Annotated in this window: 22 protein-coding genes and 1 pseudogene; 7 read left to right on the forward strand and 16 right to left on the reverse strand. The window is 71.7% G+C overall.

The window, feature by feature from the left end:
- Window positions 1–88 precede the first annotated feature (88 nt).
- Entirely contained in the window at window positions 89–2572 is a 2484-nt protein-coding gene (locus tag AB0H87_RS16340) for an AfsR/SARP family transcriptional regulator (protein ID WP_360145278.1), read from the forward strand.
- On the opposite strand, the gene AB0H87_RS16345 is transcribed toward AB0H87_RS16340, so the two are convergent.
- Together AB0H87_RS16345 and AB0H87_RS16350 are read right to left on the reverse strand one after the other, a co-directional pair.
- Window positions 2547–3374 (reverse strand): ABC transporter permease, encoded by an 828-nt coding sequence (locus tag AB0H87_RS16345; RefSeq protein ID WP_360145281.1) that lies wholly within the window; start codon window positions 3372–3374, stop codon window positions 2547–2549. The genes AB0H87_RS16340 and AB0H87_RS16345 overlap by 26 nt on opposite strands.
- Window positions 3371–4318, reverse strand: a complete 948-nt coding sequence (locus AB0H87_RS16350; RefSeq protein ID WP_360145284.1) for an ATP-binding cassette domain-containing protein — start codon at window positions 4316–4318, stop codon at window positions 3371–3373. Before AB0H87_RS16350 ends, AB0H87_RS16345 begins: the two co-directional genes overlap by 4 nt.
- Before the next feature lie 159 nt (window positions 4319–4477).
- Between AB0H87_RS16350 and AB0H87_RS16355 the strand changes: the two genes are divergently transcribed.
- Genes AB0H87_RS16355 through AB0H87_RS16365 form a run of 3 tightly spaced genes read left to right on the forward strand, consistent with a single transcriptional unit; the run spans window position 4478 to window position 6548 of the window.
- Entirely contained in the window at window positions 4478–4669 is a 192-nt protein-coding gene (locus tag AB0H87_RS16355; RefSeq protein WP_360145287.1) for a hypothetical protein, read from the forward strand.
- Window positions 4666–5631 carry a MoxR family ATPase gene (locus tag AB0H87_RS16360; RefSeq protein ID WP_360145290.1) on the forward strand — a complete coding sequence of 322 codons (966 nt, stop codon included), beginning with the start codon at window positions 4666–4668 and terminating at the stop codon, window positions 5629–5631. The genes AB0H87_RS16355 and AB0H87_RS16360 overlap by 4 nt, the downstream gene beginning before the upstream one ends.
- Window positions 5628–6548 carry a DUF58 domain-containing protein gene (locus AB0H87_RS16365; RefSeq protein WP_360145293.1) on the forward strand — a complete coding sequence of 307 codons (921 nt, stop codon included), beginning with the start codon at window positions 5628–5630 and terminating at the stop codon, window positions 6546–6548. The genes AB0H87_RS16360 and AB0H87_RS16365 overlap by 4 nt, the downstream gene beginning before the upstream one ends.
- A gap of 13 nt (window positions 6549–6561) precedes the next feature.
- Here AB0H87_RS16365 and AB0H87_RS16370 read toward each other — a convergent pair.
- Window positions 6562–7011, reverse strand: a pseudogene (locus AB0H87_RS16370) (elongation factor P); the annotation flags it as partial.
- A gap of 74 nt (window positions 7012–7085) precedes the next feature.
- On the opposite strand from AB0H87_RS16370, the gene mptB reads away from it, so the two are divergent.
- Together mptB and AB0H87_RS16380 are read left to right on the forward strand one after the other, a co-directional pair.
- Window positions 7086–8528 carry a polyprenol phosphomannose-dependent alpha 1,6 mannosyltransferase MptB gene (gene mptB / locus AB0H87_RS16375; RefSeq protein ID WP_360145296.1) on the forward strand — a complete coding sequence of 481 codons (1443 nt, stop codon included), beginning with the start codon at window positions 7086–7088 and terminating at the stop codon, window positions 8526–8528.
- On the forward strand, window positions 8525–9649 hold the full coding sequence (locus AB0H87_RS16380) for a glycosyltransferase 87 family protein (RefSeq protein ID WP_360145299.1): 1125 nt from the start codon (window positions 8525–8527) through the stop codon (window positions 9647–9649). Before mptB ends, AB0H87_RS16380 begins: the two co-directional genes overlap by 4 nt.
- A gap of 170 nt (window positions 9650–9819) precedes the next feature.
- Here the strand turns inward: AB0H87_RS16380 and aroB are convergent, their stop codons facing one another.
- The 4 genes from aroB to AB0H87_RS16400 all read right to left on the reverse strand — a co-directional run bounded on the left by aroB (window position 9820) and on the right by AB0H87_RS16400 (window position 13470).
- Window positions 9820–10896: a 3-dehydroquinate synthase gene (gene aroB, locus AB0H87_RS16385; protein ID WP_360145302.1), complete on the reverse strand. Its 1077-nt coding sequence runs from the start codon at window positions 10894–10896 to the stop codon at window positions 9820–9822.
- Between the two features lie 18 nt (window positions 10897–10914).
- A complete protein-coding gene (locus AB0H87_RS16390; RefSeq protein ID WP_360145305.1) occupies window positions 10915–11397 on the reverse strand; it encodes a DinB family protein in 483 nt (160 codons plus the stop codon).
- Between the two features lie 33 nt (window positions 11398–11430).
- Complete coding sequence (locus tag AB0H87_RS16395; protein WP_360145308.1) at window positions 11431–12369, reverse strand: AAA family ATPase; 939 nt, start codon at window positions 12367–12369, stop codon at window positions 11431–11433.
- A gap of 144 nt (window positions 12370–12513) precedes the next feature.
- Window positions 12514–13470, reverse strand: coding sequence for a YafY family protein (locus AB0H87_RS16400; RefSeq protein ID WP_360145311.1), 957 nt, complete (start codon window positions 13468–13470; stop codon window positions 12514–12516).
- 56 nt (window positions 13471–13526) lie between these two features.
- On the opposite strand from AB0H87_RS16400, the gene AB0H87_RS16405 reads away from it, so the two are divergent.
- Window positions 13527–14204 carry an alpha/beta hydrolase gene (locus AB0H87_RS16405; protein ID WP_360145314.1) on the forward strand — a complete coding sequence of 226 codons (678 nt, stop codon included), beginning with the start codon at window positions 13527–13529 and terminating at the stop codon, window positions 14202–14204.
- Here AB0H87_RS16405 and AB0H87_RS16410 read toward each other — a convergent pair.
- The 9 genes from AB0H87_RS16410 to AB0H87_RS16450 all read right to left on the reverse strand — a co-directional run bounded on the left by AB0H87_RS16410 (window position 14194) and on the right by AB0H87_RS16450 (window position 23425).
- Complete coding sequence (locus AB0H87_RS16410; protein WP_360145317.1) at window positions 14194–14703, reverse strand: shikimate kinase; 510 nt, start codon at window positions 14701–14703, stop codon at window positions 14194–14196. The genes AB0H87_RS16405 and AB0H87_RS16410 overlap by 11 nt on opposite strands.
- Complete coding sequence (gene aroC, locus AB0H87_RS16415; protein WP_360145320.1) at window positions 14700–15878, reverse strand: chorismate synthase; 1179 nt, start codon at window positions 15876–15878, stop codon at window positions 14700–14702. Before aroC ends, AB0H87_RS16410 begins: the two co-directional genes overlap by 4 nt.
- An 824-nt stretch (window positions 15879–16702) precedes the next feature.
- Window positions 16703–17512, reverse strand: coding sequence for a shikimate dehydrogenase (locus AB0H87_RS16420; RefSeq protein ID WP_360145323.1), 810 nt, complete (start codon window positions 17510–17512; stop codon window positions 16703–16705).
- Window positions 17509–18720 carry an endolytic transglycosylase MltG gene (mltG, locus tag AB0H87_RS16425; RefSeq protein WP_360145326.1) on the reverse strand — a complete coding sequence of 404 codons (1212 nt, stop codon included), beginning with the start codon at window positions 18718–18720 and terminating at the stop codon, window positions 17509–17511. The genes AB0H87_RS16420 and mltG overlap by 4 nt, the downstream gene beginning before the upstream one ends.
- Window positions 18717–19175 (reverse strand): Holliday junction resolvase RuvX, encoded by a 459-nt coding sequence (ruvX, locus tag AB0H87_RS16430; protein ID WP_360145338.1) that lies wholly within the window; start codon window positions 19173–19175, stop codon window positions 18717–18719. Before ruvX ends, mltG begins: the two co-directional genes overlap by 4 nt.
- A gap of 4 nt (window positions 19176–19179) precedes the next feature.
- Window positions 19180–21861, reverse strand: a complete 2682-nt coding sequence (alaS, locus tag AB0H87_RS16435) for an alanine--tRNA ligase (protein WP_360145329.1) — start codon at window positions 21859–21861, stop codon at window positions 19180–19182.
- A gap of 27 nt (window positions 21862–21888) precedes the next feature.
- Window positions 21889–22206, reverse strand: coding sequence for a hypothetical protein (locus AB0H87_RS16440; RefSeq protein WP_360145332.1), 318 nt, complete (start codon window positions 22204–22206; stop codon window positions 21889–21891).
- A gap of 34 nt (window positions 22207–22240) precedes the next feature.
- Window positions 22241–22705 (reverse strand): DUF948 domain-containing protein, encoded by a 465-nt coding sequence (locus tag AB0H87_RS16445; protein ID WP_360145335.1) that lies wholly within the window; start codon window positions 22703–22705, stop codon window positions 22241–22243.
- Window positions 22706–22774: 69 nt separating this feature from the next.
- On the reverse strand, window positions 22775–23425 hold the full coding sequence (locus AB0H87_RS16450; RefSeq protein WP_360145341.1) for a hypothetical protein: 651 nt from the start codon (window positions 23423–23425) through the stop codon (window positions 22775–22777).
- Window positions 23426–23537: the final 112 nt, after the last annotated feature.

The following is a 23537-nucleotide window of genomic DNA, read 5'->3' on the forward strand; positions in this document are numbered from 1 at the left end:
GGCCCGTCGGGACCACCAGGTCCGCGATGTCCAGGCCCAGCTCGGTCGACGCGATGCCCGGCGGGAAGGTGATCGCCGCCTCCGGCCAGTGCGTGGCGACGAGGCGCCGCGGCCGAAGGCGCCGGCCCGGGGCAACCTGCGGGCCGCGCTCACGAGCTTCGTCGGCCGCGCCGACGAGCTGGACCGGGTCGACCGGCTGCTCGGCGAGGCCCGGCTGGTGACGCTGGTCGGTCCCGGCGGCGCCGGCAAGACCCGGTTGGCCGCCGTCGCCGCCGCCGCGCAGGCCGAGCAGGGCCTCGATGCCGCCTGGCTGGTCGAGCTGGCGCCGGTCACCGACCCGGCGGACGTGCCGCAGGCCGCGCTGGTCGCGATCGACGGGCGGGCGGCCGGCTTCACCGAGCCGAGCCGCCGGCAGGTCAACCGGGACGCGCTGACCCGGCTGGTGGAGGCCCTCGCCCCGACCGACGCGCTGGTCGTGCTCGACAACTGCGAGCACGTGATCGACGCGGCCGCGCGACTCGCCGACGAGCTGCTCGCCCGGTGCCCACGGCTGCGCATCCTCGCGACCTCGCGCGAGCCGCTCGGCATCATTGGCGAGGCGCTCTGCCCGCTTCCGCCCCTGGGCCTGCCGGATCCGGACGACGACCCCGCCGTCGACGAGGTCTCCGCGTACCCCTCGATCCAGCTCTTCCGTGACCGCGCGGCGGCCGTGCGGCCCGGATTCACTCTGACGAGCGACAACGTCGGCGACGTCGTCGAGATCTGTCGCCGGCTCGACGGCCTGCCGCTCGCGATCGAGCTGGCCGCCGCCCGCCTGCGCGGCCTGTCGACCGCGCAGGTCGCGGCCCGGCTCGACGACCGGTTCCGGCTGCTCACCGGCGGCAGCCGCACCGCGCTGGAACGGCACCGCACCCTCCGCGCCGTCGTCGCCTGGAGCTGGGAGCTGCTGGCCGACGACGAGCGCAAGCTGGCCGAGCGGCTGTCGGTGTTCCCGTCGACGATCACCGCGGAGAGCGCCGCCGGCGTGGCCGCACCCGACGCCGCCCTGGACGTGGTGGCCGACCGGCTGGCCGCCCTGGTCGACAAGTCGCTGCTGCAGCTCGTCGGCGACGGGCGCTACCGCATGCTCGAGACCATCCGCGAGTACGGCCTGGAGCGCCTGGTCGAGGCCGGCGAGGCGCCCCGGCTGCGCAGCGCGCACGCGGCCTACTTCCTCGCCCGGGCCGAGCTGATGGAGCCGCACCTGCGCACCAGCGACCAGATCCGCTGGCTCGACGCGTTCGACCTCGACCGGGCCAACATGATCGGGGCGCTGCACTACGCGGCCGAGACCGGTGACGCGGCGACCGCGATCCGGCTGGCGGCCGCGCTCACCATGCCGTTCACCATCCGCGGCGACCACGACCAGGCGGTCGCCCTGCTCGGCCGCGCGCTGGCCGCCGACGGACCCGCGCCGCTCGCCCACCGGGCCGTGGTGACCGCGCTCCACCTGCTCAACCACATCTTCACCGGCGGCTGGCCGGGTCAGGGTGCGGTCGACGACCTGCTCGAGCTGCTGCGGAAAGCACCTCCGGGTGCCCACCCGTTCCTGCCGGTGATCGAACCGATCATGACGCTGTTCACCGACGACACCGAGAACGGGCTGGCGGCGGTCGCCCGCGGCCTGGAAGGCGCCGACCCGTTCACCCGCGGGCTGTTGCTCTCGCTGAGCGGGAGCATCAAGGAGAACGACGGCGACGCCGACGGCATGCTCGCGGACCTGACCGCCGCGGCCGAGATCCAGCGCGCGGTGGGCGAGCGATGGAGCCTCGGCATGACGCTCAGCTCGCTCTCGGACGCGCTGGCCAAGCGGGGCGACCTGGCGGGCGCCACCGCGGCCCTGGAAGAGTCGTCGCGGCTGGCCGAGGAGCTGGGTGCCCGCGAGGACATGGGCTATCAGCGGGTCTGGCTGGCCAGCCTGCGGGCACAGGCCGGCGACATCGACTGGGCCCGGGCGGACCTGGAGCGCTTCCTGACCGAGTCGTCGCGGGAGGGGATGGCCAACCGGTCGGCCGCGTTCGTGGTGATGATGCTCGGCGAGTTCGACCGCCAGGAGGGCAAGCTGGCCGAAGCGGCCGAGCGCTATCGGGAGGCGGCCCGGATGCAGGCCGAGGCGCCGCTGGTCGCTCCGCAGTTCGGCGGGATGCTGCTGGGGTTCGAGGCGCACCTCGCCATCGCCGAGGGCCGTTACGCGGACGCCCGCGCCCTGGCCGGCGCGGGCATCGCCCGCGCGATGCAGGGCAAGGACATGCCGGTCATCGCGCTGGTCGCGGTCGCCACGGTGGCGTTGCGGGCCGCGCTCGGCCAACCGGAGCTGGCGGCGGAGACGCTCGGCGCGGCCGACTCGCTGCGCGGCAGCCCGGACCTGTCCAACTGCGACGCCACGCTGCTGACCGCGGCGCTGCGCGAGCGGCTTGGTGACGCCGGCTACGAGACGGCGTACACCCGCGGGCGCGCGCTGAGCCGGGCCGACGCACTCGCGTTCGTCGACCCGGCCCAGGACGGGCTCACACCCGGCGGCGATAGAAGCTGACCGCCAGCGGTGCGAACACCACGATGATCCCCACCGACCAGAGCAGCGACTTGACCACCGTGTCCCCGACCGGGCCCCCCGTCATCAGCGCCCGGGCGGCGTCCATCACGTCGGACACCGGGTTGATCTTCACCCAGGCCTGCAGCCAGCCCGGGAGGGTGTCGGTCGGCACCATCATGTTGGTGCCGAAGGTGAGCGGGAACAGCACCAGGAACGCCGTGCCCTGCACCGCACCCGGCTCGCGCATGATCACGCCGAACAGCACGAAGATCCAGGTGATCGCGGACGCGAAGAAGATCACCAGCAGGCAGGCGGCGAGTGCCTCGAGCGGGTTCGTGCCGATCCGGAAGCCGATCGCGTAGCCGAAGCCGAGCAGCACCCCGATCGAGACCACGAACCGCGCCAGGTCGCCGAGCACCGAGCCGATCAGCGGCGCGGAGCGGGCGATCGGCAGGCTGCGGAAGCGGTCGAAGACGCCCTTCTTCACGTCGGTGTTCAGGGAGAAGCCGGTCGCGACCGCCGCGAACATCACGGACTGCACCATGATCGCCGGGAGCAGGAACTTCAGGTACGCGGTCTGCGAGCCGGAGATCGCGCCACCCAGCAGGTAGACGAAGATGACCACGAACATCACCGGCTGCAGGGTGACGTCCAGCAGCTGCTCCGGCGTCCGGATGGTCTTGATCAGGCTGCGCCGGGCCAGCGCGAGGCTGTGCCGGGCCAGGCGGAACGCCCGGGCGGGCGGCTGGCCGGACGGCGTGGTGCCGGTGACGGCGGGACTGCGCTCAATCGTCGTGGTCATGCCGCCACCTCCACAGCGGGCTTGCCGGTCAGGGTGAAGAACACCTCGTCGAGGCTGGGCAGGCGCAGGGACAGCTCCATCACGCCGATCCCGGCCTCCTCGATCCGGCGCACGATCGCCGGGAACGCGCTGTCGTCGTCGACCGGCACCGTGAGCACGCCGCGGCCGGGCGACTCGACCTCCCGGCCCGCCACGGTCGCGAGGATCGTCGCGACATCGCCGAGCCGGTCGGGGTCGATCGGCCGCACCAGGATGGTCTGGCCGCCCGCGATCTGCTTGAGCTGGGCCGGCGTGCCGTGCGCGATCACCTTGCCGTGGTCGATCACCGAGATGTCGTCGGCCAGCGCGTCGGCCTCGTCCAGGTACTGCGTGGTGAGCAGCACGGTCGAGCCGTCGCCGACCAGCGACCGGACGACGCCCCACATGTCTTCCCGCTTGGCCGGGTCGAGGCCCGTGGTCGGCTCGTCCAGGTAGATCACCGCCGGGCGGCCGACCAGGCTCGCGGCCAGGTCGAGCCGGCGACGCATGCCACCCGAGTACGTCTTCGCCGGCCGGTTGGCCGCCTCGGTCAGGTCGAACCACTCCAGCAGCTCGGCCGCGCGGGCCTTGGCGTCCCGGCGCCGCAGGTCGAGCAGCTCGCCGATGAGCACCAGGTTCTGTGTGCCGGTCAGGTCCTCGTCGACCGAGGCGTACTGCCCGGTCAGCCCGATCAGCCGGCGCACGTCACCGGCGTGCCTGACCACGTCGTACCCCCCGACCGTGGCCCGGCCCTCGTCGGCCCGCAGCAGCGTCGCGAGGATGCGCACCGCGGTCGTCTTGCCGGCCCCGTTTGGCCCGAGCACCCCCAGCACCGTGCCCTGCTCGGCGGCGAGGTCGATGCCGGCCAGGGCAGTGGTCTTCCCGAAGCGCTTGACCAGGCCCTCCGCCTGGAAAGCGAGGCTCATCGCGTTCCCCCTTGGTCGTCTTTCACGGCACCACCATGCGGGGGCCCGCTGGCAGGGCGCGCACACGGCGCTGGCACGGCCCTGCCAGCGCGACGTTCGGTCGGCTTTCGGCCCCGGCTGGTCCCATGGACCTCACCGACAACAACCGGAGGGGTTTCGATGAACAAGCGGATCGCCTTGGGGGTCACGTTCGCCGCCGCGGCGGCCGGTGCGGCACTGGCCGGCGGCGTGGCGTACGCGACCGACACCGATGGCGCCGACCTGCGGATCAGCTACGAGCAGGTGCAAGGTGCGCAGCAGGGCAAGGACTGCCCGGAGGGCGGCGCCGGCACGGCGGAGGCCGACCTGTGAGCGAGGCGCACGCGGAGCTGGAAGAGGTGCTGTTCGCGGTCAAGCGGGTGATCGTGGGCCAGGACCGGCTGCTGGAGCGGTTGGCCGTCGCCCTGCTCGCCGACGGGCACTGCCTGCTGGAGGGCGTGCCCGGCGTCGCCAAGACGCTGGCCGCGCAGACCCTGGCCGAGACGGTCGGCGGCACGTTCAACCGCATCCAGTTCACGCCGGACCTGGTGCCGTCGGACATCGTGGGCACCCGGATCTACCGCGCGTCGACGGAGTCGTTCGATGTGGAGCTCGGTCCGGTCATGGCCAACCTGCTGCTGGCCGACGAGATCAACCGGGCGCCGGCCAAGGTGCAGTCGGCGCTGCTGGAGGCCATGGCCGAGCGGCAGGTCTCGATCGGCGGGCGCACCTTCCGCGTGCCGGCGCCGTTCCTGGTGCTGGCCACGCAGAACCCGATCGAGTCCGAGGGCGTCTACCACCTGCCGGAGGCGCAGCGGGACCGGTTCCTGATGCGGATCATCGTCGGCTACCCGACCGACGAGGAGGAGCTGGGCATCCTCTACCGGATGAGCGGGGAGCGCCCGCAGCCCAAGCGGGTGCTCGACCCGGCCCGGCTGCGCGAGCTGCAGGCCCAGGCGCGCGACGTTTTCGTGCACCACGCGCTGGCGGAGTACGTGGTCCGCCTCGTCGTGGCAACCCGCGACGCACCGCACCTGGCGTACGGCGCGAGCCCGCGCGCGACGCTCGGCCTGGTCGCCGCGGCGCGGGCGCTGGCCCTGCTGCGCGGCCGGGACTACGTGCTGCCCGGCGACATCACCGACCTCGCCGTCGACGTGCTGGCCCATCGCCTCGTGCTCACCTTCGACGCCGTCGCCGACGAGATCTCCGCCGAGTCCATCGTGGAGCGGCTGCTGGCCGCGGTGCCACCGCCCAGGATCGCGCCGTACGAGGGCGAGCGGGCGGTGGCGGCATGACGGCGACGATCCACCAGCTCGCGCCCGAGCGCCGGCTCCGGCGGATGGAACTGCTCGTCACCCGGCGTCTCGACGGGCTGCTGCAGGGCCAGTACCTGGGGCTGCTGCCCGGCCCGGGGTCCGAGTTCGCGGGTTCGCGGGAGTACCGGCCCGGCGAGGACGAGGTGCGTTGGATGGACTGGGCGGTGACCGCCCGGACCAACACCCCGCACGTGCGCGAGGTCGACGCCGATCGGGAGCTGACCACCTGGGTGCTGGTCGACGGCTCGGCCAGCATGGACTTCGGCACCGCCGAGGTCGAGAAGCGCGAGCTGGCCGTGGCCGCGGTGGCCGCGGTCGGCTTCCTCACCGCGGGCTTCGGCAACAAGCTCGGCGCGCACCTCGTCGGCGGCGGCCGCCGTGTGTTCCCGGCGCGGACGGGGCGCAACCACCTCCGGGCGGTGCTGCGGGCGTTGCTCGACGCGCCGCGGGTGCCCGCCGGGGACACCGCGCCGCTGGCGTCCGCCATCGCCGGCGTGGCCAGGGCCGCGAACCGGCGGGGACTCGTCGTGGTGGTCTCCGACTTCCTGGACGACTCCGGCTGGCCGGCGGAGCTGCGCCGCCTGGCCGCGCGCCACCAGGTGCTGGCGGTCGAGGTCGCGGACCCGCGCGAGCTGGAACTGCCGGACGTCGGCCTGATCACCCTGGTCGACACCGAGACCGGCCGCCGGCGCGAGGTGTCGACGGCGAACCTCCGGCTGCGGGCCGACTACTCCGCCGCGGCGGCGGCCGAGCGGGCCGCGGTGCGCACCGCGATCCGGACGGCCCGGGCCACCCACCTTCCACTGCGGACGGACCGCGACTGGGTGGCCGACATCGTGCGGCACGTGCTGACCCAACGTCGCCTCGCCACCGCACGCCGGGGAGGTGCGGCGTGACGTTCCAGAGCCCCTGGCGGCCGCCGGTGGAGCGGTCGCCCTGCAGGCCGGGCTCGGTGTAGGTGACCTCGAGCACGACGCTGGTCGGGAGCTCGACGTAGAGCGGCACGCCCTCGTGGGTCGCGACGATCGCCTCGGCCTCCGGGAGGAGGTAGTTCGACGCCTCACCGACGGTGCCGCCGGCGACGTGGATCTGGTCGTAGGTGTCGAGATCCATGAAGACGAAGTCTTCACCGTCGGCGTAGAGGTATTGCATCGTGCGCTTGTCGACGGTCGCGGTATCGACCTTGGTGCCCGCGTTGAAGGTCTTGTCGACGACCTTTCCGGACAGCACGTTCTTGAGCGTGGTGCGCACGAACGCACCACCCTTGCCGGGCTTGACGTGCTGGAACTCCACGACGGACCACAGCTCGCCGTCGAGGTTGAGAACCAGACCGTTCTTGAGGTCGTTGGTGGTGGCCATTTCCTGCCTTGATCTTCACTCAGCGGACAGACTATGCGAGTCTACCGGCCATCAACGGATGCCATCTTCCTCGGGTGTCCGCGCCTGTTCTCGCCAGCAACGGCGCCGGCCAACTCGGTCGGTGCCGCGCGTGGGGCGTGGCGGGCACGATGTGCGTGGCCCTCGGCGGTCTCGGCGCCGGTGCCGGGCCCGCTTCCGGGCCGTGGTCGCGGCCGGATCTCCCGGTCGACCTGTTCAACCTGGGCGTGACGGTCGCCTATTTCGGACTCGTGCTGCTGGTGGTCGCCTGGTGGCGGCTGGGCAGGCTGGTGCGGCAGCGGCCGCCCCGGGTCGAGGAACTGCTGGCGACGATGCTGATGTGGGCGGCCCCGCTGCTGGTCGCGCCGCCGGTGTTCAGCCGGGACGCCTACAGCTACCTGTCACAGGGCGCGATGGTCGGTGCCGGCCTCGACGTCTACCGGTTCGGGCCGGCCGATCTCGGCGGCCCGTTCGGCGCCGAGGTGCCCGCGATCTGGCAGCACACGCCGACGCCGTACGGGCCGGGATTCCTGTTGCTGGCCACCGCCGTCGCGACGCTGGTCGGTGGTCACGTGACGCTGGGCGTGCTGCTGATGCGCCTGGTGGCCGTCGGCGGGGTGCTGCTGCTCGCGGTCTGCCTGCCGCCGCTGGCCCGGCGCTGCGGCGTCGCGCCGTCGGCGGCGGTGTGGCTCGCGGTGCTCAACCCGCTCGTGCTCCTGCATCTGATCGGCGGGGCACACAACGACGCGCTGCTGCTCGGCCTGCTGGCTCTCGGCCTGGCCGCGGCCTTCGCGGGCCGCCCCGCCCTCGGCGCGGTTGCGATCACGTTCGCCGCATTGATCAAGGTCCCGGTGGCTGTCGGGCTGGCGGCGGTCGCGCTGATCTGGGCCGGTCAAGCCGTGGGACGGTGGCCGCGGCTGAAGGCCGTGGGCGGCACGGCCCTGGTGGCGGTCGGCACGGCGGTCGGGGTGACCTGGATCGCCGGCACTGGTTTCGGTTGGGTGGGCGCGCTGCGGACGCCGGTGACCGCGGACAGCTGGTCGCTCACCAGCGCCCTCGGCCGGACGACGGCGTCGCTGCTGGCGGCGTTCGACGCGTCCCTGGGCACCGCGCCGGTCACGGGCTGGCGCCTGGCCGGCATGTGCGCGGCGGCGGCGGCGGCCCTGCTGGTCTGGCACCGGCGGCGCGCGGTCGGCCCCGTGCAGGGCGTCGGCCTGGTGCTGGGCGGCGTGGTCGTGTTCGGCCCCGCGGTGCGCCCGTGGTACCTGCTCTGGGCGGTCGTCCCGCTCGCGGCCGCGGCACCCTTCGGCCGCGCGGCCCGCCACGCCGCGGCCGCGTCGGCGGTGTTGACGCTGGTGGTGCTGCCGGACGGCTTCGCACCGGACCTCGGCACGCTCGGCTTCGCGGTGATCGGCGGCTGCCTGGCGGTGGCCCTGCTGGTGATGGCGGCGTTCGCGACCCAACCGGACGACGACCTGGCGCCGGGGCTGGCCCGGTGAACCCGCCGCGCCGTCTCCTGTGGGCGCTGGCCGTGCTGGCCGTGCTGTGGGTGATCGTCGTGCCGGGCCGCCGGGGCTTCTTCGACGTGGGCGTCTACCACGGCGCGGTCCGGCACTGGCTCGACGGCGGGGAGCTCTACGACTACCTGCGCCCCGGCACGTGGTACGGCTTCACCTATCCCCCGTTCGCGGCGGTGCTGATGACGCCGCTGGCGCCGCTGCCGTGGCACACGGTGATCGCGGTGAGCATCGTGGTCAACGTGATCGCCGGCGGCCTGGTGATCCGCTGGCTGGTCGGCCCGGGCCTGCGCCCGTGGCTGCTGGTGGCGCTCCTGTGCGTGTTCCTGGCCCCGGTCCGCGACACGGTCAGCTTCGGCCAGGTGAACCTGGTGCTCCTGGCGCTGGTCTGGTCGGACCTACGCGCCGGCGCCCGCACCGGCGTGGGCATCGGCGTGGCGACGGCGGTCAAGCTGACCCCGGGCCTGTTCGTCGTCTACCTGGCGGTGGCCCGCCGCTGGCGGGCCTTCCTGGTGTCGCTGGTCACGGTCGCGGCGGCGACGTTGCTGGCGGCGGCGCTCTCCCCCGCGGCGTCGCGCACGTTCTGGACCGAGGCGCTGTGGAACACGGGCCGGGTGGGCGACCTGGCGTACGTCTCGAACCAGTCCCTCCGCGGCGTCCTGGCCCGCGCGGGCCTGCCGGGCTGGTGGTGGGCCCTGGCCGTGCTCGCCGTCTGCGCACTGTGGACGTTCCGGGCCCGCCGCGCGGCGGTGGCGGGTGACCATGTGACGGGCTTCGCCCTGACGGGCGTGGCCACCTGCCTGATCAGCCCGGTGACGTGGGTCCACCACCTGGTCTGGCTGCTGCCGGCCCTGTGCCTGGCCTGGCGCTCAGGCCGCGCCCGGGCCCTGGTGATCGCGGCGTACGTCCTGCTGTGCACGAGCGCGGTCTGGCTGTGGGCGGACGGCGGGCCTTCGTTGGCCGCGGTGCTGGGCAGCAACCTGTACGTCTGGGTCGCCCTGGGCCTGCTGGCCTTCCTACCGATCCAACCGTCCGTGACGGAAACGACCGACCAACCCACGAACCAGGACCACCCCCGCACCGCGGACGCCCTGGTCGCCTGACCTCACCAACGCCGCCACACGAATTTGCTCTGCTTCCATATACGAATCGATTCGTATATGGAAGCAGAGCGGTCGGTCCTCGCGACGGTCGCCGTTGACCGCAGATGGGCCGGCGGCGGCGCAGGTGGTGATCCGGCGGGCGGACCTTGATCTCGGTCAGACCCGCTTCGTCAGCGCGCGACGGCCGTGAAGGTTTCCGCGAGCAGATCGTCGGTCGGCCCGTCGAGGATGTCCGTCTCGGCCAGGGCGTCCAGGATGATGAAGCGCAGCCGTGAGCCGCGGGCCTTCTTGTCGACGCGCATCGCGGCCAGCAGGTCCGGCCACGCCTCGGCGGCGTAGGTGGTCGGGAGGCCCAGCTCCGTCAGGATCGCCCGGTGGCGGGCCGTCGTGGCCTCGTCGAGGCGGCCCGCGCGGTGGCTCAGCTCCGCCGCGAAGACCAGGCCCACCGCGACCGCGTCGCCGTGGCGCCAGGTGTAGTGCTCCACCTTCTCGATCGCGTGCGCCAGCGTGTGGCCGTAGTTGAGGATCTCGCGGCGGCCCGACTCCTTCAGGTCGCCGCCGACGACGTCGGCCTTGACGCGCACCGCGTGCTCGATCAGGCTCCGGACCGCCGGCGACGACGGGTCGGCCGCGGCGCGCGGGTCGCGCTCGATCAGGTCCAGGATCGCCGGCTCCGCGATGAAGCCGCACTTGACCACCTCGGCCAGCCCGGCGCGCAGGTCCGCGGGCGGCAGCGAGTCGAGCGTGTCCAGGTCGCAGAGCACGCCGACCGGCGGGTGGAACGCGCCGACCAGGTTCTTGCCCGCGGCGGTGTTGATGCCGGTCTTGCCACCGACCGCCGCGTCGACCATGCCGAGCAGCGACGTCGGCATGGGGACCCAGCGCACGCCGCGCAGCCACGCGGCCGCGACGTAGCCGCCCAGGTCGGTCGCCGCGCCACCGCCCACCGCGACCACCGCGTCGGACCGGGTGAAGCCGGCGGCGCCGAGCCGGTCCCAGCACGCGGCGGCGGTCTCGATGGCCTTGCCGCTCTCCGCGTCCGGGATCTCGATGCGGGTCACGACCCGCCCGTCAGCCTCCAACGCGGCCGAGACCGCGTCGGCTCGCGCGCCGAGCGGCCCGGAGGCGAGCACGGCGACCCGGTCAGCAGCTGGCAACAGCGCGGCGACCTGATCGGTGAGCCCACGCCCGACGACCACGTCGTAGGCCTGCTCACCACCGACTGGGATGCGGGTGATCTCACTCATCGGCGCCGAGCATAGCCCTCACCCCATCGTCTTCTGGCCGTCGATGGTCTCGCGGAGGATGTCGGCGTGCCCCGAGTGCTGGGAGATCTCGGCGATCAGGTGCAGGAACACCCTGCGCACCGACCAGGAGACGCCCGGCTCGAACCAGGGCGCCTTGGGTAGCTCGTGTGCCGCGTCGAGGTCGAGCTTCTCCACCAGCGCGTCGGTCTCGGCCGCGGCGGCCTCGAAGTCGGCGACCAGGTCGGCCAGCGTCGCGCCGGGCGGCATGGCGAAGCCGGTCGCCCAGTCGACCTCGACCCCGGCCATCGCCTCAGCACCGCCGGACGCGAACGCGGACCAGCTCCGCTCGATCGTGGCGACGTGGCGTAGCAGCCCGCCCAGGCAGAGCGCGCTGGCCGTCGGCGTCAGCCGCGCCTGGTCGTCGGTCAGCCCGCGCACGGTGAACAGCAGGAACCCACGGTGACGCTGGAGGGAGGCCAGCAGGTCGGCACGCTCAGTCATGCCACAGACCTTAGGTGCCGGGTGCGACAGAAATCAGGAGTGCACCGAAGCCAGCGCGTGCGCCGGCATCTCCAGCTCGGTGCCGTGCGCTTCCTGCCAGTCGTACACCTTGCTCATGGTCACGGTCGAGGCGAAGAACTCGCGGGCCGACAGCCCACCGACGACCGGGTCGTTGTCCTGCGCCAGCAGCGTGCCGGCGACCATGCGGAACCCGGCCCGCAGGGCCGCGCTCAGCCGCCGGTGGCCGTCGACGACGAAGAAACGCGAGTCCGCGTACCCGATGGAGATCGGTTCCAATGCGTCCGGTCCCGCGAGCGTCTCGGTGTCGGGCATCCCGCGCAGCGCGGAGATGTCACCCGTCGGGTAGATGCGCGCCGGGTCGAGCAGCAGCAGCGGCGGGCTGTCGGCGAGGATCTCGGCGCCCAGCCGGCCCTCGATCGCGGCCACCGCCAGGTCGATGACCTCCTCGGGCCGCGCCCGCGTGGTGTCGAGGACCAGGTCGTAGTTGCGCAGGGCGTGCTTGTCGGCGTGGTAGCGGGTGAGGAACCGCTGGCGCTCGCTCTCGCTGCGGCTGCGCAGCTGGTCCTTGGCCTCCTCGAGGGTGGCGTAGTTCTCGACCTCGTTGGCCGGCCGCCCGAGCACCCGGCGGGCCGCCACGGTCGGGTCGGTGATCAGGTGGACCTTGAAGCCGTCCGTGAAGAAGAACCAGGCGAGGCGGCTGTCCATGATGACCCGCTGGCCGGATTCGGCGATCTCGCGCTGCATCTGGTCGACCGTGCCGTCGATCACGTCGTCCAGCTCGGCGTGCAGGTTGAGCTGCAGCGCGGTCATCCCCCGCTCGCGGGCCATCTCGCGGTAGAGGTCGCCGACGCTGATCCGGCGCAGCTGCAGGCGCTCCGAAAGCCCTACCGACACGGTGCTCTTGCCACTTCCCAGGTCACCGTTGACGGTGATGGACCGCTGGTTGCCCATGCGCCTCGATCCTCAGAGAATTGCCCGATTCGTCGGACACGCCCGCTTTACGCCAATCTCAAAAGATTTTAACACCCGCCTCACCGGCCGCCGATCGCCCGTTTGCTCGATCCCAAGCGGACCAAGGTAGTCCTCTGTGGAGATTCACCGCGCCGCGTGCTGGATCAGTCGCTCCGCGTGCTCCCGCACGGCCGCACGTAGCTCCACGGGGGACACGATCGTGAACGGCCAGCCGAATCCGGCCAACATCTGGGCCATTCCGGGCAGACTCTGGGCCCGCGTACGCATCAGAACGCCGTCACCGGTCTCGGTGATTTCCGCGACAGTCGCCGGCACCCGGCGCCGAACCTCGCCGGCCTCGGCCTCGAAGAGCACCTCGACCTCCCACGTATAGGGCACGCCGGCCAACGAACGGGTGACGTGCCCGACCGCGTCGAACCCGTCGGGCACGACGAACGTCTCCGTGCCGGCGTCGACCGCGGTGATCCGGTCGAGCCGGAAGGTCCGGATCTCGGCCCGCTTGTGATCGAAGCCGGTGAGGTACCAACGCCCGGCATGGAAGACCAGCCCATAGGGGTCCACCTCGCGCAGCGAGACCGCACCCCGCCAGGACCGGTAGGTGATGCTCACGCGGCGGGTGGCCCGGGCCGCGGCGCCGAGCGCCAGCAGCGTCGTGGTCGCCGGCCGCGCCTCCGTCGCGCCACGATTCAGCGTGAAACCGAGGCTCTCCTGTACGCCCGCGAGGCGCTCGGCCAGGTTCGTCGGCAGGACCCGGCGGATCTTCGCCAGCGCCGGACCGGTCGCCGGCGCCTCGGTGGTCAGCCCGAGGTGCTCGGCCGCGATCAGCCCGAGCACGACGGCGGCGGCCTCGTCGTCGGTCAACATCAGCGGCGGCAGCTTGTAGCCGGGGCTCAGCCGGTAGCCGCCGTAGCGGCCCCGCGCCGCCGCCACCGGGATCCCGAGATCGGCGAGCGTGGTGGCATAGCGGCGGACCGTGCGCTCGTCGACGCCCAGCCGCGCGCCGAGGTCGGCGCCGGTCAGGTGGTGGTGGGTCTGCAGGAGTTCGAGCATGCCCAGCACCCGGGACGCTGGATGTGACACCCGTCACTCTCCCTATCCGGACCGAAAGTGTCCGGATGCCACTTTACGCTGCGCACATGACAGAGACTTTCGTACTGGTGCCGGGCATGTGGCTCGGTGGTTGGGTGTGGGACGCCGTCGCGGAGCGCCTCGAGGCCGCGGGCGACAAGTCGGTCGCGGTGACGCTCGCCGGCGTCGGTGACCGGGTCGGCGAGGGCGACGCGGACCTCGAACAGCACGTCGCCGACATCATCGCGGCGACGCGGGGTCAGGAGAACGTCGTCCTGGTTGGACACAGCTACGCGGGCCTGCCGGTGACCGCGGCCGCCGCTCGCATCCCGGTGTCGCGCGTGGTCTATGTGGACAGTGGGCCGCTGCCCGACGGCGCGCGACAGCTCGACATGGGCCCACCGCCGGAGTCGACGGACGCGGTGCCGCCGCGCCCGTGGGACCAGGCCGAGGACCCGATCCTGCTCGCGGGCCTCGACGAGGACGCCCTGGCACTGCTGCGGAAACGGTCGACGACCCACCCGTACGCGTCGGTGGCCCAGCCGTTGCGCCGCGGCGGCTCGCTGAACCCGCCGGCTTCGATGATCGCCTGCACGTTCTCCCTGGAGCAGATCGCGGAGATGCGCGCGGCCGGCCACCCGTTCTTCGCCGCGGTTTCCGACGACATGGTGATCCGGTCACTGCCCACCGGCCACTGGCCGATGCTGTCGGAGCCGGCGCGACTCGCCGAACTGCTCAGGGCTTGAGCAGCGCGACGATCTCTTCGGCAACCTCGTCCGGCGTACGCCCGTCGGTCTCGACCGTGATCGTCGCGACCGACTGGTAGAGCGGGATGCGCTGGTCCAGCAGGAATCGCAGGGTGGCCCGCGGGTTGATCTCCAGCAGCGGGCGCCCGGCGCCGAGCCCCACCCGCTTGACCGCCTCGCCGAGGCTCACCGCCAGGTGCACGACCTGGTGCCCGGCGAGGGCGGCGCGGTTCTCCTCGGCCAGGATCGCGCCGCCACCGAGGGCGAGCACACCGTCGAAGTCGTTGACCGCGGCCGCGACGGCGGCCCGTTCGAGGGCACGGAAGTGCTGCTCGCCCTCGTCGAGGAAGATCTCCGGGATCGGCTTGCCGGCGGTCGCCTCGATGTCGGCGTCGGTGTCGCGGAAAGCCACGCCGAGCCGGTCGGCCAGCGCCTGGCCGGTGCTCGTCTTGCCGGCGCCGGGCGCGCCGACCAGGATCGCCCGCGGCTGGCCGGTCACCGGATCACCAGGTTCTCGAGGTAGCCGTTCAGGTTGCGGCGGATCTCCACCACCGAGTCGCCACCGAACTTCTCGGTCGCGGCTTCGGCCAGCACGAGCGCGACCATCGACTCGGCCACGATCGCGGCCGCGGGCACAGCGGCCACATCGGACCGTTGGTTGATCGCGGTCGCCGGCTCGCCGGTTGTCACGTCCACCGTGGACAGTGCGCGGTTGAGCGAGGAGATCGGCTTCATCGCGGCGCGTACCCGGAGAGGCTCGCCGGTCGTGATCCCGCCCTCGAGCCCGCCGGCCCGGTCGGTGACCCGCTTGACCCCGTTGGCGGTCGGAATGATCTCGTCGTGCGCCTTGGACCCACGCGACCGCGCCTGGTTCCACGCGTCGCCGATCTCCACGCCCTTGATGGCCTGGATCGACATCAACGCGGTGGCCAGCCGGGCGTCGAGCTTGCGGTCCCACTGGACGTGACTGCCGAGCCCCGGCGGCACGCCGTAGGCGAGGATCTCGACGATGCCACCGAGGGTGTCCGCGTCACGCTTGGCGGCGTCGACCTCGGCCACCATCCGCGCGCTGGCCTCCGGATCGAGGCACCGCAGCGGATCGGCGTCGACCCGCTCGGCATCCTCGGGTCTCGGGTGGAGCCCGGGCTTGGCGGAGACACTCCCGAGCTCGACGACATGCGACACGATCTCGATGCCGAGCGCCTGCCGCACGAGCTCCCGGGCCACGGTCCCGACCGCGACCCGCGCCGCGGTCTCCCGGGCACTGGCCCGCTCGAGAATCGGCCGCGCGTCGGTGTAGCCGTACTTCTGCATGCCGGCAAGATCCGCATGCCCCGGCCGGGGCCGGGTCAGCGGTGCGTTCCGCGCCTGCTTGGCGAGGAGTTCGGGATCCACCGGGTCGGCCCCCATCACGGTCTGCCACTTGGGCCACTCGGAGTTACCGACCCGCACGGCCACGGGACTACCAAGCGTGACCCCGTGCCGCACCCCGCCGAGAATCTCGACAACGTCCTGCTCAAAGGACATCCGAGCGCCACGCCCGTAGCCGAGCCGCCGGCGGGCGAGCTGGCGCCCGATCTCGGCACTGGTCACCTCGACGCCGGCCGGCACCCCTTCGAGCACCGCCACCAACGCCGGCCCATGCGATTCCCCTGCGGTCAACCAGCGCAACACGGCCCAAGTCTGACACGCGCGCCATGACCACCCACCATCCGGCCACCCAGTCCCAAAACCCGGACAACCAAGCCCATGACTCGGCCCCACACCGGGGCCGCGGTGAGGTTCGGTCGTGGGGACGTGGAGCGGGCGGTGACTGGCGGGAACGGCGGTCCGAACCGGCACCCGGGCGCGGGGACGGGTGGAGGTTGGGCGCGGTAACAGCGAATCACGCCCCGACGCGGCGGGCTCTGCACTGGATCTCAGGGTTCCGAGCGAGTGTGGCCTGGCGGGCTTCGTGGGTCTTGTGTCTGCGGCGTGTGGTCGGCTCGCGCTCGGATCTTGTTGTGCCGGGCGGGTGGGTCCGGCCCCGGCTCAGGCGCGCCGGAGAGATGAACCCGCCGACGCACGGTGCCAGCTCACCCGCAGCAAACAGACGAGCGGAGGCGATTGAACGGGCCGGTTCAAGCGGTCGCGGTCGATAACCGCGCCCACACGATGGTTGGCTGACCCGACGACGAGCCATCGATGCCCACCCAGCCCGATTACGTCCTCAAACCCACGCCGAGACCAGCCAAGGGACTGTGACCCGCGGCCTGCCATCGGAGTCGACCAATGCCGAACTGGGTCAGGGCGGGGGAGGATGTGGTGAGTGCCGACTATAAGGGGCGCGCTCTCTGCGACCTGTCGGCACTCACAACATTCTCCCCCGCCCTAGAGAGCGACCAAAATCCAAAGCGACACCCGACCCCCACACAGCGGAACCGGTCATCGCCGACCAAGACCAACGACGAACCCGGTGGCCTGGCGGGAGCAACGGCCCGAACCACCGCGAACCCGAGTCAGGAACGAGCCCGCACCAACGCCTCGCGCATGGCCTCCACCGGCGGTTCGACACCCGTGAAAAGCCGGAACTGCCCCAAAGCCTGAGCCAACAACAGATCCAGGCCGGACAAGATCCGGCACCCGGCACGAACAGCCGAATCGGCCAACGGCGTCGGCCACGGATCGTAAAGAGCGTCGAAGAGGATCGTCGAAGGATTCCAGGTCGCCCCGACCGCGAGTGGGTCCGCGACCCCTTTCGGGACCGTCGAGATGACCACGTCCGCGTCGAGGGTGGGTAGGGCGTCCGGCCACAGCGCCGGGTGCAGCGGCACGTTCAGCTCCGCCGCGGCGGCTGCGAGTTCCTCTATCGCCATCTGGCGGCGGGCCACCACCGTGAGCGAGTCCGCGGCCAGTTGGGCGGCCGCCGCCACCGCGGCTCGGGCCGTGCCGCCCGCGCCCAGCACCGTGAAGCGGGCGCCCGCGGTCACGCCTGACGATGCCAGCAGGGCGACCATGCCCTCGACGTCGGTGTTCGTGGCGTACCAGCCGTCGTCCCGGCGGACCAGCGTGTTCGCCGCGCCGACCGTGGCCGCTACCGGTGCCACCGACGTGGCCACCGTCAACGCGGTCTCCTTCAGCGGCATCGTCAGCGACAGGCCGGCCCACTCCGGACCCAGGCCGGCGACGAACGTCGGGAGGCCGGCCTCGTCGCAGTCGATCGCGGTGTACGACCAGTCGGACAGACCCAGAGCCCGGTAGCCGGCGTTGTGGATCACCGGGGACAACGAGTGGGCGATGGGCCTGCCCAGGACTGCCGCACGCGTCAATTGATGATCCCGGCCTCGCGTGCTTTGACCTTGTTGGCCTCGTGTTCCGCGTCGGTCTCCGCGAAGGCCGAGTGGCCCTCCTTGTCGATCGCGACGAAGAAGAGCCAGTTGCCGGCCGGCGGGTTCATCGCGCCCTCGAGCGCCTGCTTGCCCGGGTTGTCGATCGGGGTCGGGGTCAGGCCCTTGAAGAGGTGGGTGTTGTACTTGTTGGTCTCGTCCGCGTAGTCCGTGTCGTCCATGTCCTTGGACGCCTTGGTCGGCTTGCCGGCGATCTCGAGGCCGTAGTTCAGCGTCACGTCGAACTGCAGCAGCATGTCCTTGACGTACACCCGGTTGTACGCGACCCGCGCGATCTTGCCCAGGTCGTCCTTGTTGCCTGCCTCGGCCTGGGCCAGGGACGCGACGATCAGGGCCTCGTACGGGGAGATGCCACCGCGGTTCTTCTGGACGTTGTCAGCGAACTTCAGGTCGCCGGCCACGGTCAGGAAGCGGTTGACCATGAGGTCGAGGACCTGTTTGGCGGTCGGCTTCGGCGGGATCTCGTACGTGTCCGGGAAGAGGAAGCCCTCGATCGACTTCGTCACCTTCTTGCCGTCGCGTCGTTCGAACCAGTAAGGCGGGATGTCGAAGCTGTCGACGTTCCTCGCCGCCGTCTGGAAGTCCTTGACGGGGATCTTCGTCTGTTCGGAGAGGCGCTTGAAGGTGGAGAGCATGGTCAGGCCCTCGGGGATCGTCACGCCGTTGACGATCTTGTTTTTGGGGTCGACCAGGACCGCCAGCGCGGACTTCGCGCTCATCTGCTTCTTGAGGCCGTAGACGCCGGGTTGGATGTTCTTGCTCTTGCTGTCGGCGTCCGCGGCGTCGACGAACGCCTTCGCGCTCTTCACGACGTCGGCCGCGACCAGGGTGTTCGCGATGTCGGTCGCGGTCTGCGCGGGCTTGACCTCGACGTTGACCTTCTCTGCGGTGCCGGCCCCCTCGTAGTCAGGGGTGGTGAAGTAGCCCTGGATCCGGTCGAAGCCGTACCAGACGCCGGCGCCGAGGCCACCGAGCAGGATCAGCGCCATGAAGAACGCGATCGCGGTCTTGCCGCCGTTGCCCTTGCGCTTCGGCTTCTTGCCGTTGGCCGCCGCTTTGCGGTAGCCGCGTCGATGTCGGCCTTTGTCGGCCCGGTCCTCGAACGCGAGGTCAAGATCGTCGATCGTCACGTTCGCCTCCGCTGCGCGTCCAGCCAGCCCTGCAGTATCTCCACCGCGGCCGCCTGGTCGACCACCGCACGTTGCCGCCGTCCCCGCACGCCACGCTCGGCCAGCCTACGGGTCGCGACGACCGTCGACAGGCGCTCGTCCGCCAGCCGCACGGGGACCGGATCGATGACCGTCGCCAACCGGTGAGCATAGGCCCTGGCACCGGTTGCCGCAGGTCCGTCCTTGCCACCCAGCGTGACGGGCAGACCGACCACCACCTCGATGATCGCGTGCTCCTCGACAAGTCGCGCAAGTTCGGCGATATCTGCAGGAATAGCGTCTTGTCCGGCATCCATGTCACGGCGCAACGTCACCAGCGGCGTGGCGAGAATGCCGTCGGGGTCGCTTCTGGCGACCCCGACACGCACGTTACCCACATCGACACCGAGTCGTACACCCCGGCGAAAAGCGCTCAGCCCGTCACGCTCCGTCAATAGCTTTCTCAACGGCGGCCAGGAGGTTGGCGGCTTCGGAAGCCGGTACGCCGCCACCCTGAGCGAGATCCGCGTTGCCGCCGCCGCGCCCGGAGAGGGCGCCCTTGACCAGATCCGCCGCTGAAAGACCGCGTCCCTTCGCCGCCGCGTTGGTCGCGACGACGAGCGAGGCCTTGCCGCCCGACCGGGCCGCCACCGCGACGACCGCGGGCCGCGCCGCGTCGATCTTGCCGCGGATCTCCTGTGCGAGGGTACGCACGTCGTTGCCGCCGGCGCCCTCGGGCGCCTCGGTGCCCACGAACGCGACGCCGCGGATGTCGACCGCGCCGGCCGCCAGCGCCGCCGCGCCACCCAGGACGAGCTGGCCACGGAGCTTCTCGAGCTCCTTCTCCGCGTCGCGGAGCTGGCTGATCGTCTGCGCGACCCGCTCGGCGACCTGCTCGCCCGGCACGCGGTAGAGCTCGGCCAGCCGGGCCACCAGCAGGTGCTCGCGGGCGAGGTGCTGGAACGCGTCGATGCCGACCAGCGCCTCGACACGGCGTACGCCCGAACCGATCGACGCCTCGGAAAGGATCTTCACGAGGCCGAGCTGCCCGGACCGGGCCACGTGGGTGCCACCGCACAGCTCGCGGGCGTAGTCGCCGACCTCGACGACCCGCACCTCGTCGCCGTACTTCTCGCCGAACAGCGCCATCGCGCCCAGGCGCCGAGCCTCGGCCTGCGAGGTGATGAAGGCGTGCACCTCCAGGTCGCCGAGCAGGACCTCGTTGATCTGCTGCTCGACGTCGTTGAGCACGCTCGGCGGCACGGCGGCCGGGGTGTTGAAGTCGAACCGCAGCCGGCCCGGGGCGTTGAGCGAGCCCGCCTGGGTCGCCGACTCGCCCAGGAAGTTGCGCATCGTCTGGTGCACCAGGTGGGTCGCGGTGTGCGAGCGGGAGATCGCCTTGCGCCGCGCGACGTCGATCTCGGCGAAGCCGGCCTCACCGGCCCGCAGCTCGCCCCGCACGACCTTGGCACGGTGGATGACGAGGCCGGGCACCGGCGACTGCACGTCGAACACCTCGACCTGCCCGCCGCCGACCGTGATCAGGCCCAGGTCGGGCTGCTGGCCACCGCCCTCGGCGTAGAACGGCGTCGCGTCTAGGACCAGCTCGACCGTGTCGCCCTCGCCGGCCACCTCGAGCGGGCCGCCCGCGGGGTCGAGCACGGCGCGGACGCGGGACTCGCGGTTGACCTCGGCGTACCCGGTGAACTCGACCGGTCCGCCGGCGTCGAGCACCGCGCGGTACGCGGACAGGTCGACGTGGCCGGTCTTGCGCGCCTGGGCGTCGGCCTTGGCGCGGGAGCGCTGCTCGGCCATCAGCCGGCGGAAACCGTCGGCGTCGACCTGCAGGCCCTGCTCGGCCGCGATCTCCAGGGTCAGGTCGATCGGGAAGCCGTACGTGTCGTGCAGCTGGAACGCCTTGTCGCCGGAGAGCGTCGTGCCACCGGCCTGCTTGGTCTCGGTGACCGCGGTGTCCAGGATCGTCGTGCCGGCACGCAGTGTCGACAGGAACGCCTCTTCCTCGGCGTACGCGTAGTCGGCGATCCGCCCGAAGTCGTCGGCCAGCTCGGGGTACGACGGCGCCATGCAGTCGCGGGCGATGGGCAGCAGCTCCGGCAGCGAGCGCTCCTGCCAACCGAGCAGCCGCATCGACCGGATCGCCCGGCGCATGATCCGCCGGAGCACGTAGCCGCGGCCCTCGTTCGACGGGGTGACTCCGTCGCCGATCAGCATCAGCGAGGTGCGTACGTGGTCGGCGATCACCCGGAGCCGCACGTCGTCGGGGTGCGACTCGGCGGCGACCTGGCTGGTGCCGGCGCCGTAGCGCTTGCCGGTCAGCTCGGCCGCCCGGTCGAGGATCGGCTTGACCTCGTCGATCTCGTAGAGGTTGTCGACGCCCTGCAGCAGCGACGCGATCCGCTCGAGACCCATTCCCGTGTCGATGTTCTTGGCCGGGAGCTCCCCGACGACGTCGAAGACCTCCTTGCTCTTCACGTTCGTGATCTCGTACTGCATGAACACGAGGTTCCAGAACTCGAGGAAGCGGTCCTCGTCGACCTCGGGGCCGCCCTCGGGGCCGTAGGCGGGGCCGCGGTCGTAGTAGAGCTCGGAGCACGGGCCGGCCGGGCCCGGGATGCCCATCGACCAGTAGTTGTCCTTCTTGCCCCGGCGCACCAGCCGCTCGGCCGGGATGCCGGTCTGCTTCCAGATCTCGATCGCCTCGTCGTCGTCGAGGTAGACCGTGGCCCAGATGCGCTCCGGGTCGAGCCCGAACCCGCCCTCGCTGATCGGCTTGGTGACCAGGTCGAAGGCCAGCGGGATGGCCCCGGCCTTGAAGTAGTCGCCGAACGAGAAGTTGCCGTTCATCTGGAAGAACGTGCCGTGCCGGCTGGTCTTGCCGACCTCGTCGATGTCCGGCGTGCGGATGCACTTCTGGACGCTCGCGGCGCGCTGGTACGGCGGCGTGCGCTGGCCCAGGAAGTAGGGCACGAACTGCACCATGCCGGCGTTGATGAACAGCAGGTTCGGGTCGTCGATGGCGGGCAGCGGGGCGCTCGGGACCACGGCATGGCCGTTGGCCTCGAAGTGCGCGAGGAACCGCCGCTTGATCTCCGCCGTCTTCATCAGGTGCCTTCCCCGGTTTCTGGTGTCTTAATAGGTGTGGCGCTGGCGTGGACCGTTGATCGGCTCGTCGAACTCGACCTCGAGGTCGTCGTCGCGCAGGTCCTCGAACTCGTCCTGGAACGTCACGCCGTTGGCGAACGCGTCGTGGATCTGCTGCTCGCGCTCCGCCATGTTGACGCGTACGTCGTCGACGAAGGCGCGCACGGACTCGACGAGGCCGCCGGCGGACTGGCTCACCGAGCCGGCGATCCCGGACGGGGTGAACTCGTTGGCCTTCTGGGTCAGCTTGCGCACGACCAGGGCGCCTACCGCGAGGCCGACGCCCAGCCAGAGCAACCGCTTCATGGGTCCTATCCTTCCTCGCGGCGCGCGGGTCGGTTCAGCGGGTGGTGGCCCGCTTGGCCGCGCGGCGCTGCTGCTTGAGGGTGGTGCGGACCTCGCGCTCGTCCTCCGCGTGGCGGCGGGCGGCGGTGGCCTTGCGGACGCCGTAGCCGAAAGCGGCGACCTTGACCAGCGGGTTGGCCGCGGCTGCCGAGACCACAGTGGCGAGGTTGGCGACGTTCGCCGTCACGTTCTGGGCGTGCCCGGTCATCGTGTCGATCTTGGCGAGCTGGATGTTGACGCCGTCCAGGGAGGTGTGCACCTGGCTGAGCGCCACGTTGACGCCCTCGATCGTGGTGTTCGCGTTGGCCAGGATCGGCGCGGTGCGGTCATTGAGATCGTTGATCGCGTTGGTGGCCGCGTCGATCGTCCTACGGAGCCGCAGGATCGGCACCGCGAGCACCAGCACCAGCATCAGGAACGCGCCGGCCACGACGAGCCACGCGACTTCTCCACCGTCCACCCGAACCTCCTCCACGACGTACCCCGTGCGCCAACGTGCAGACCCTACCGTCCGTAACGCCGCTCGGCCTCACGACGGTGCGGCCGTCGGCGCGAGCCCGTACGGCGTCTCGCCGACTTCTCCCGGGTCGGTCGCGGGCTGCGGTCCGGTGCGTTCGTCGGCGATCGCGTTGCGGACCTTGATGGACACGTCGGAACCCTTGCAGTCCTCGGGATCCAGCGTCGGTGGTGCGGCGGACGCGCCCGGCACCGGCTCCACCCCGATGGGCACGTTGCCGCAGGCCGGTGCGCGTACCCAGAGATCCATGGTCAGCTCGTCCCGGGTCCAGCAGGTGTAGCTGCCGTCGACCTTGGTCTCGGGGCACTTCGCCGGCTTCCAGCTCTGCCAGCCATCCGCGATCAACGCATCGTGGTACGCCTTCGCGGTCGCCTCCGGCGGCTCGCTCGAGTGGGTGGTGCGCTCCCGGAAGCGGCACTCCTCGAGACACCAGCGGTTGCCGTCGGTCTGGTCCTGTGGCTCGGTGTTGGCCCAGTCGGGCACGCCGAGGCTGTCCAGTGAGACGAAGACCGGGTCGCGTGACTCGGCCTTGGACCACGAATAGATCGGGAGGGCCACGAGGACGAGCAGGATGCCCAGCACGAGTACGCCCAGCCGGACGTTGCGCGGCTCGCGGATCTGTTCCTTGAGCTGGGCGGGACTGACCCGGCCCTTGCGCTGCACCGGCTGCGGTGGTGCGGCGCTCGGGATGCCGGGGACGGCGGCCCGGGGCGCCGCCGGGTCGAGGGGGGGGGTGGGGTGCGGGGTGTGCGGGTCGGCGGGGGTGGGGGGGTGC

Source organism: Asanoa sp. NPDC050611 (assembly GCF_040654855.1).
Lineage (GTDB): Bacteria > Actinomycetota > Actinomycetes > Mycobacteriales > Micromonosporaceae > Asanoa.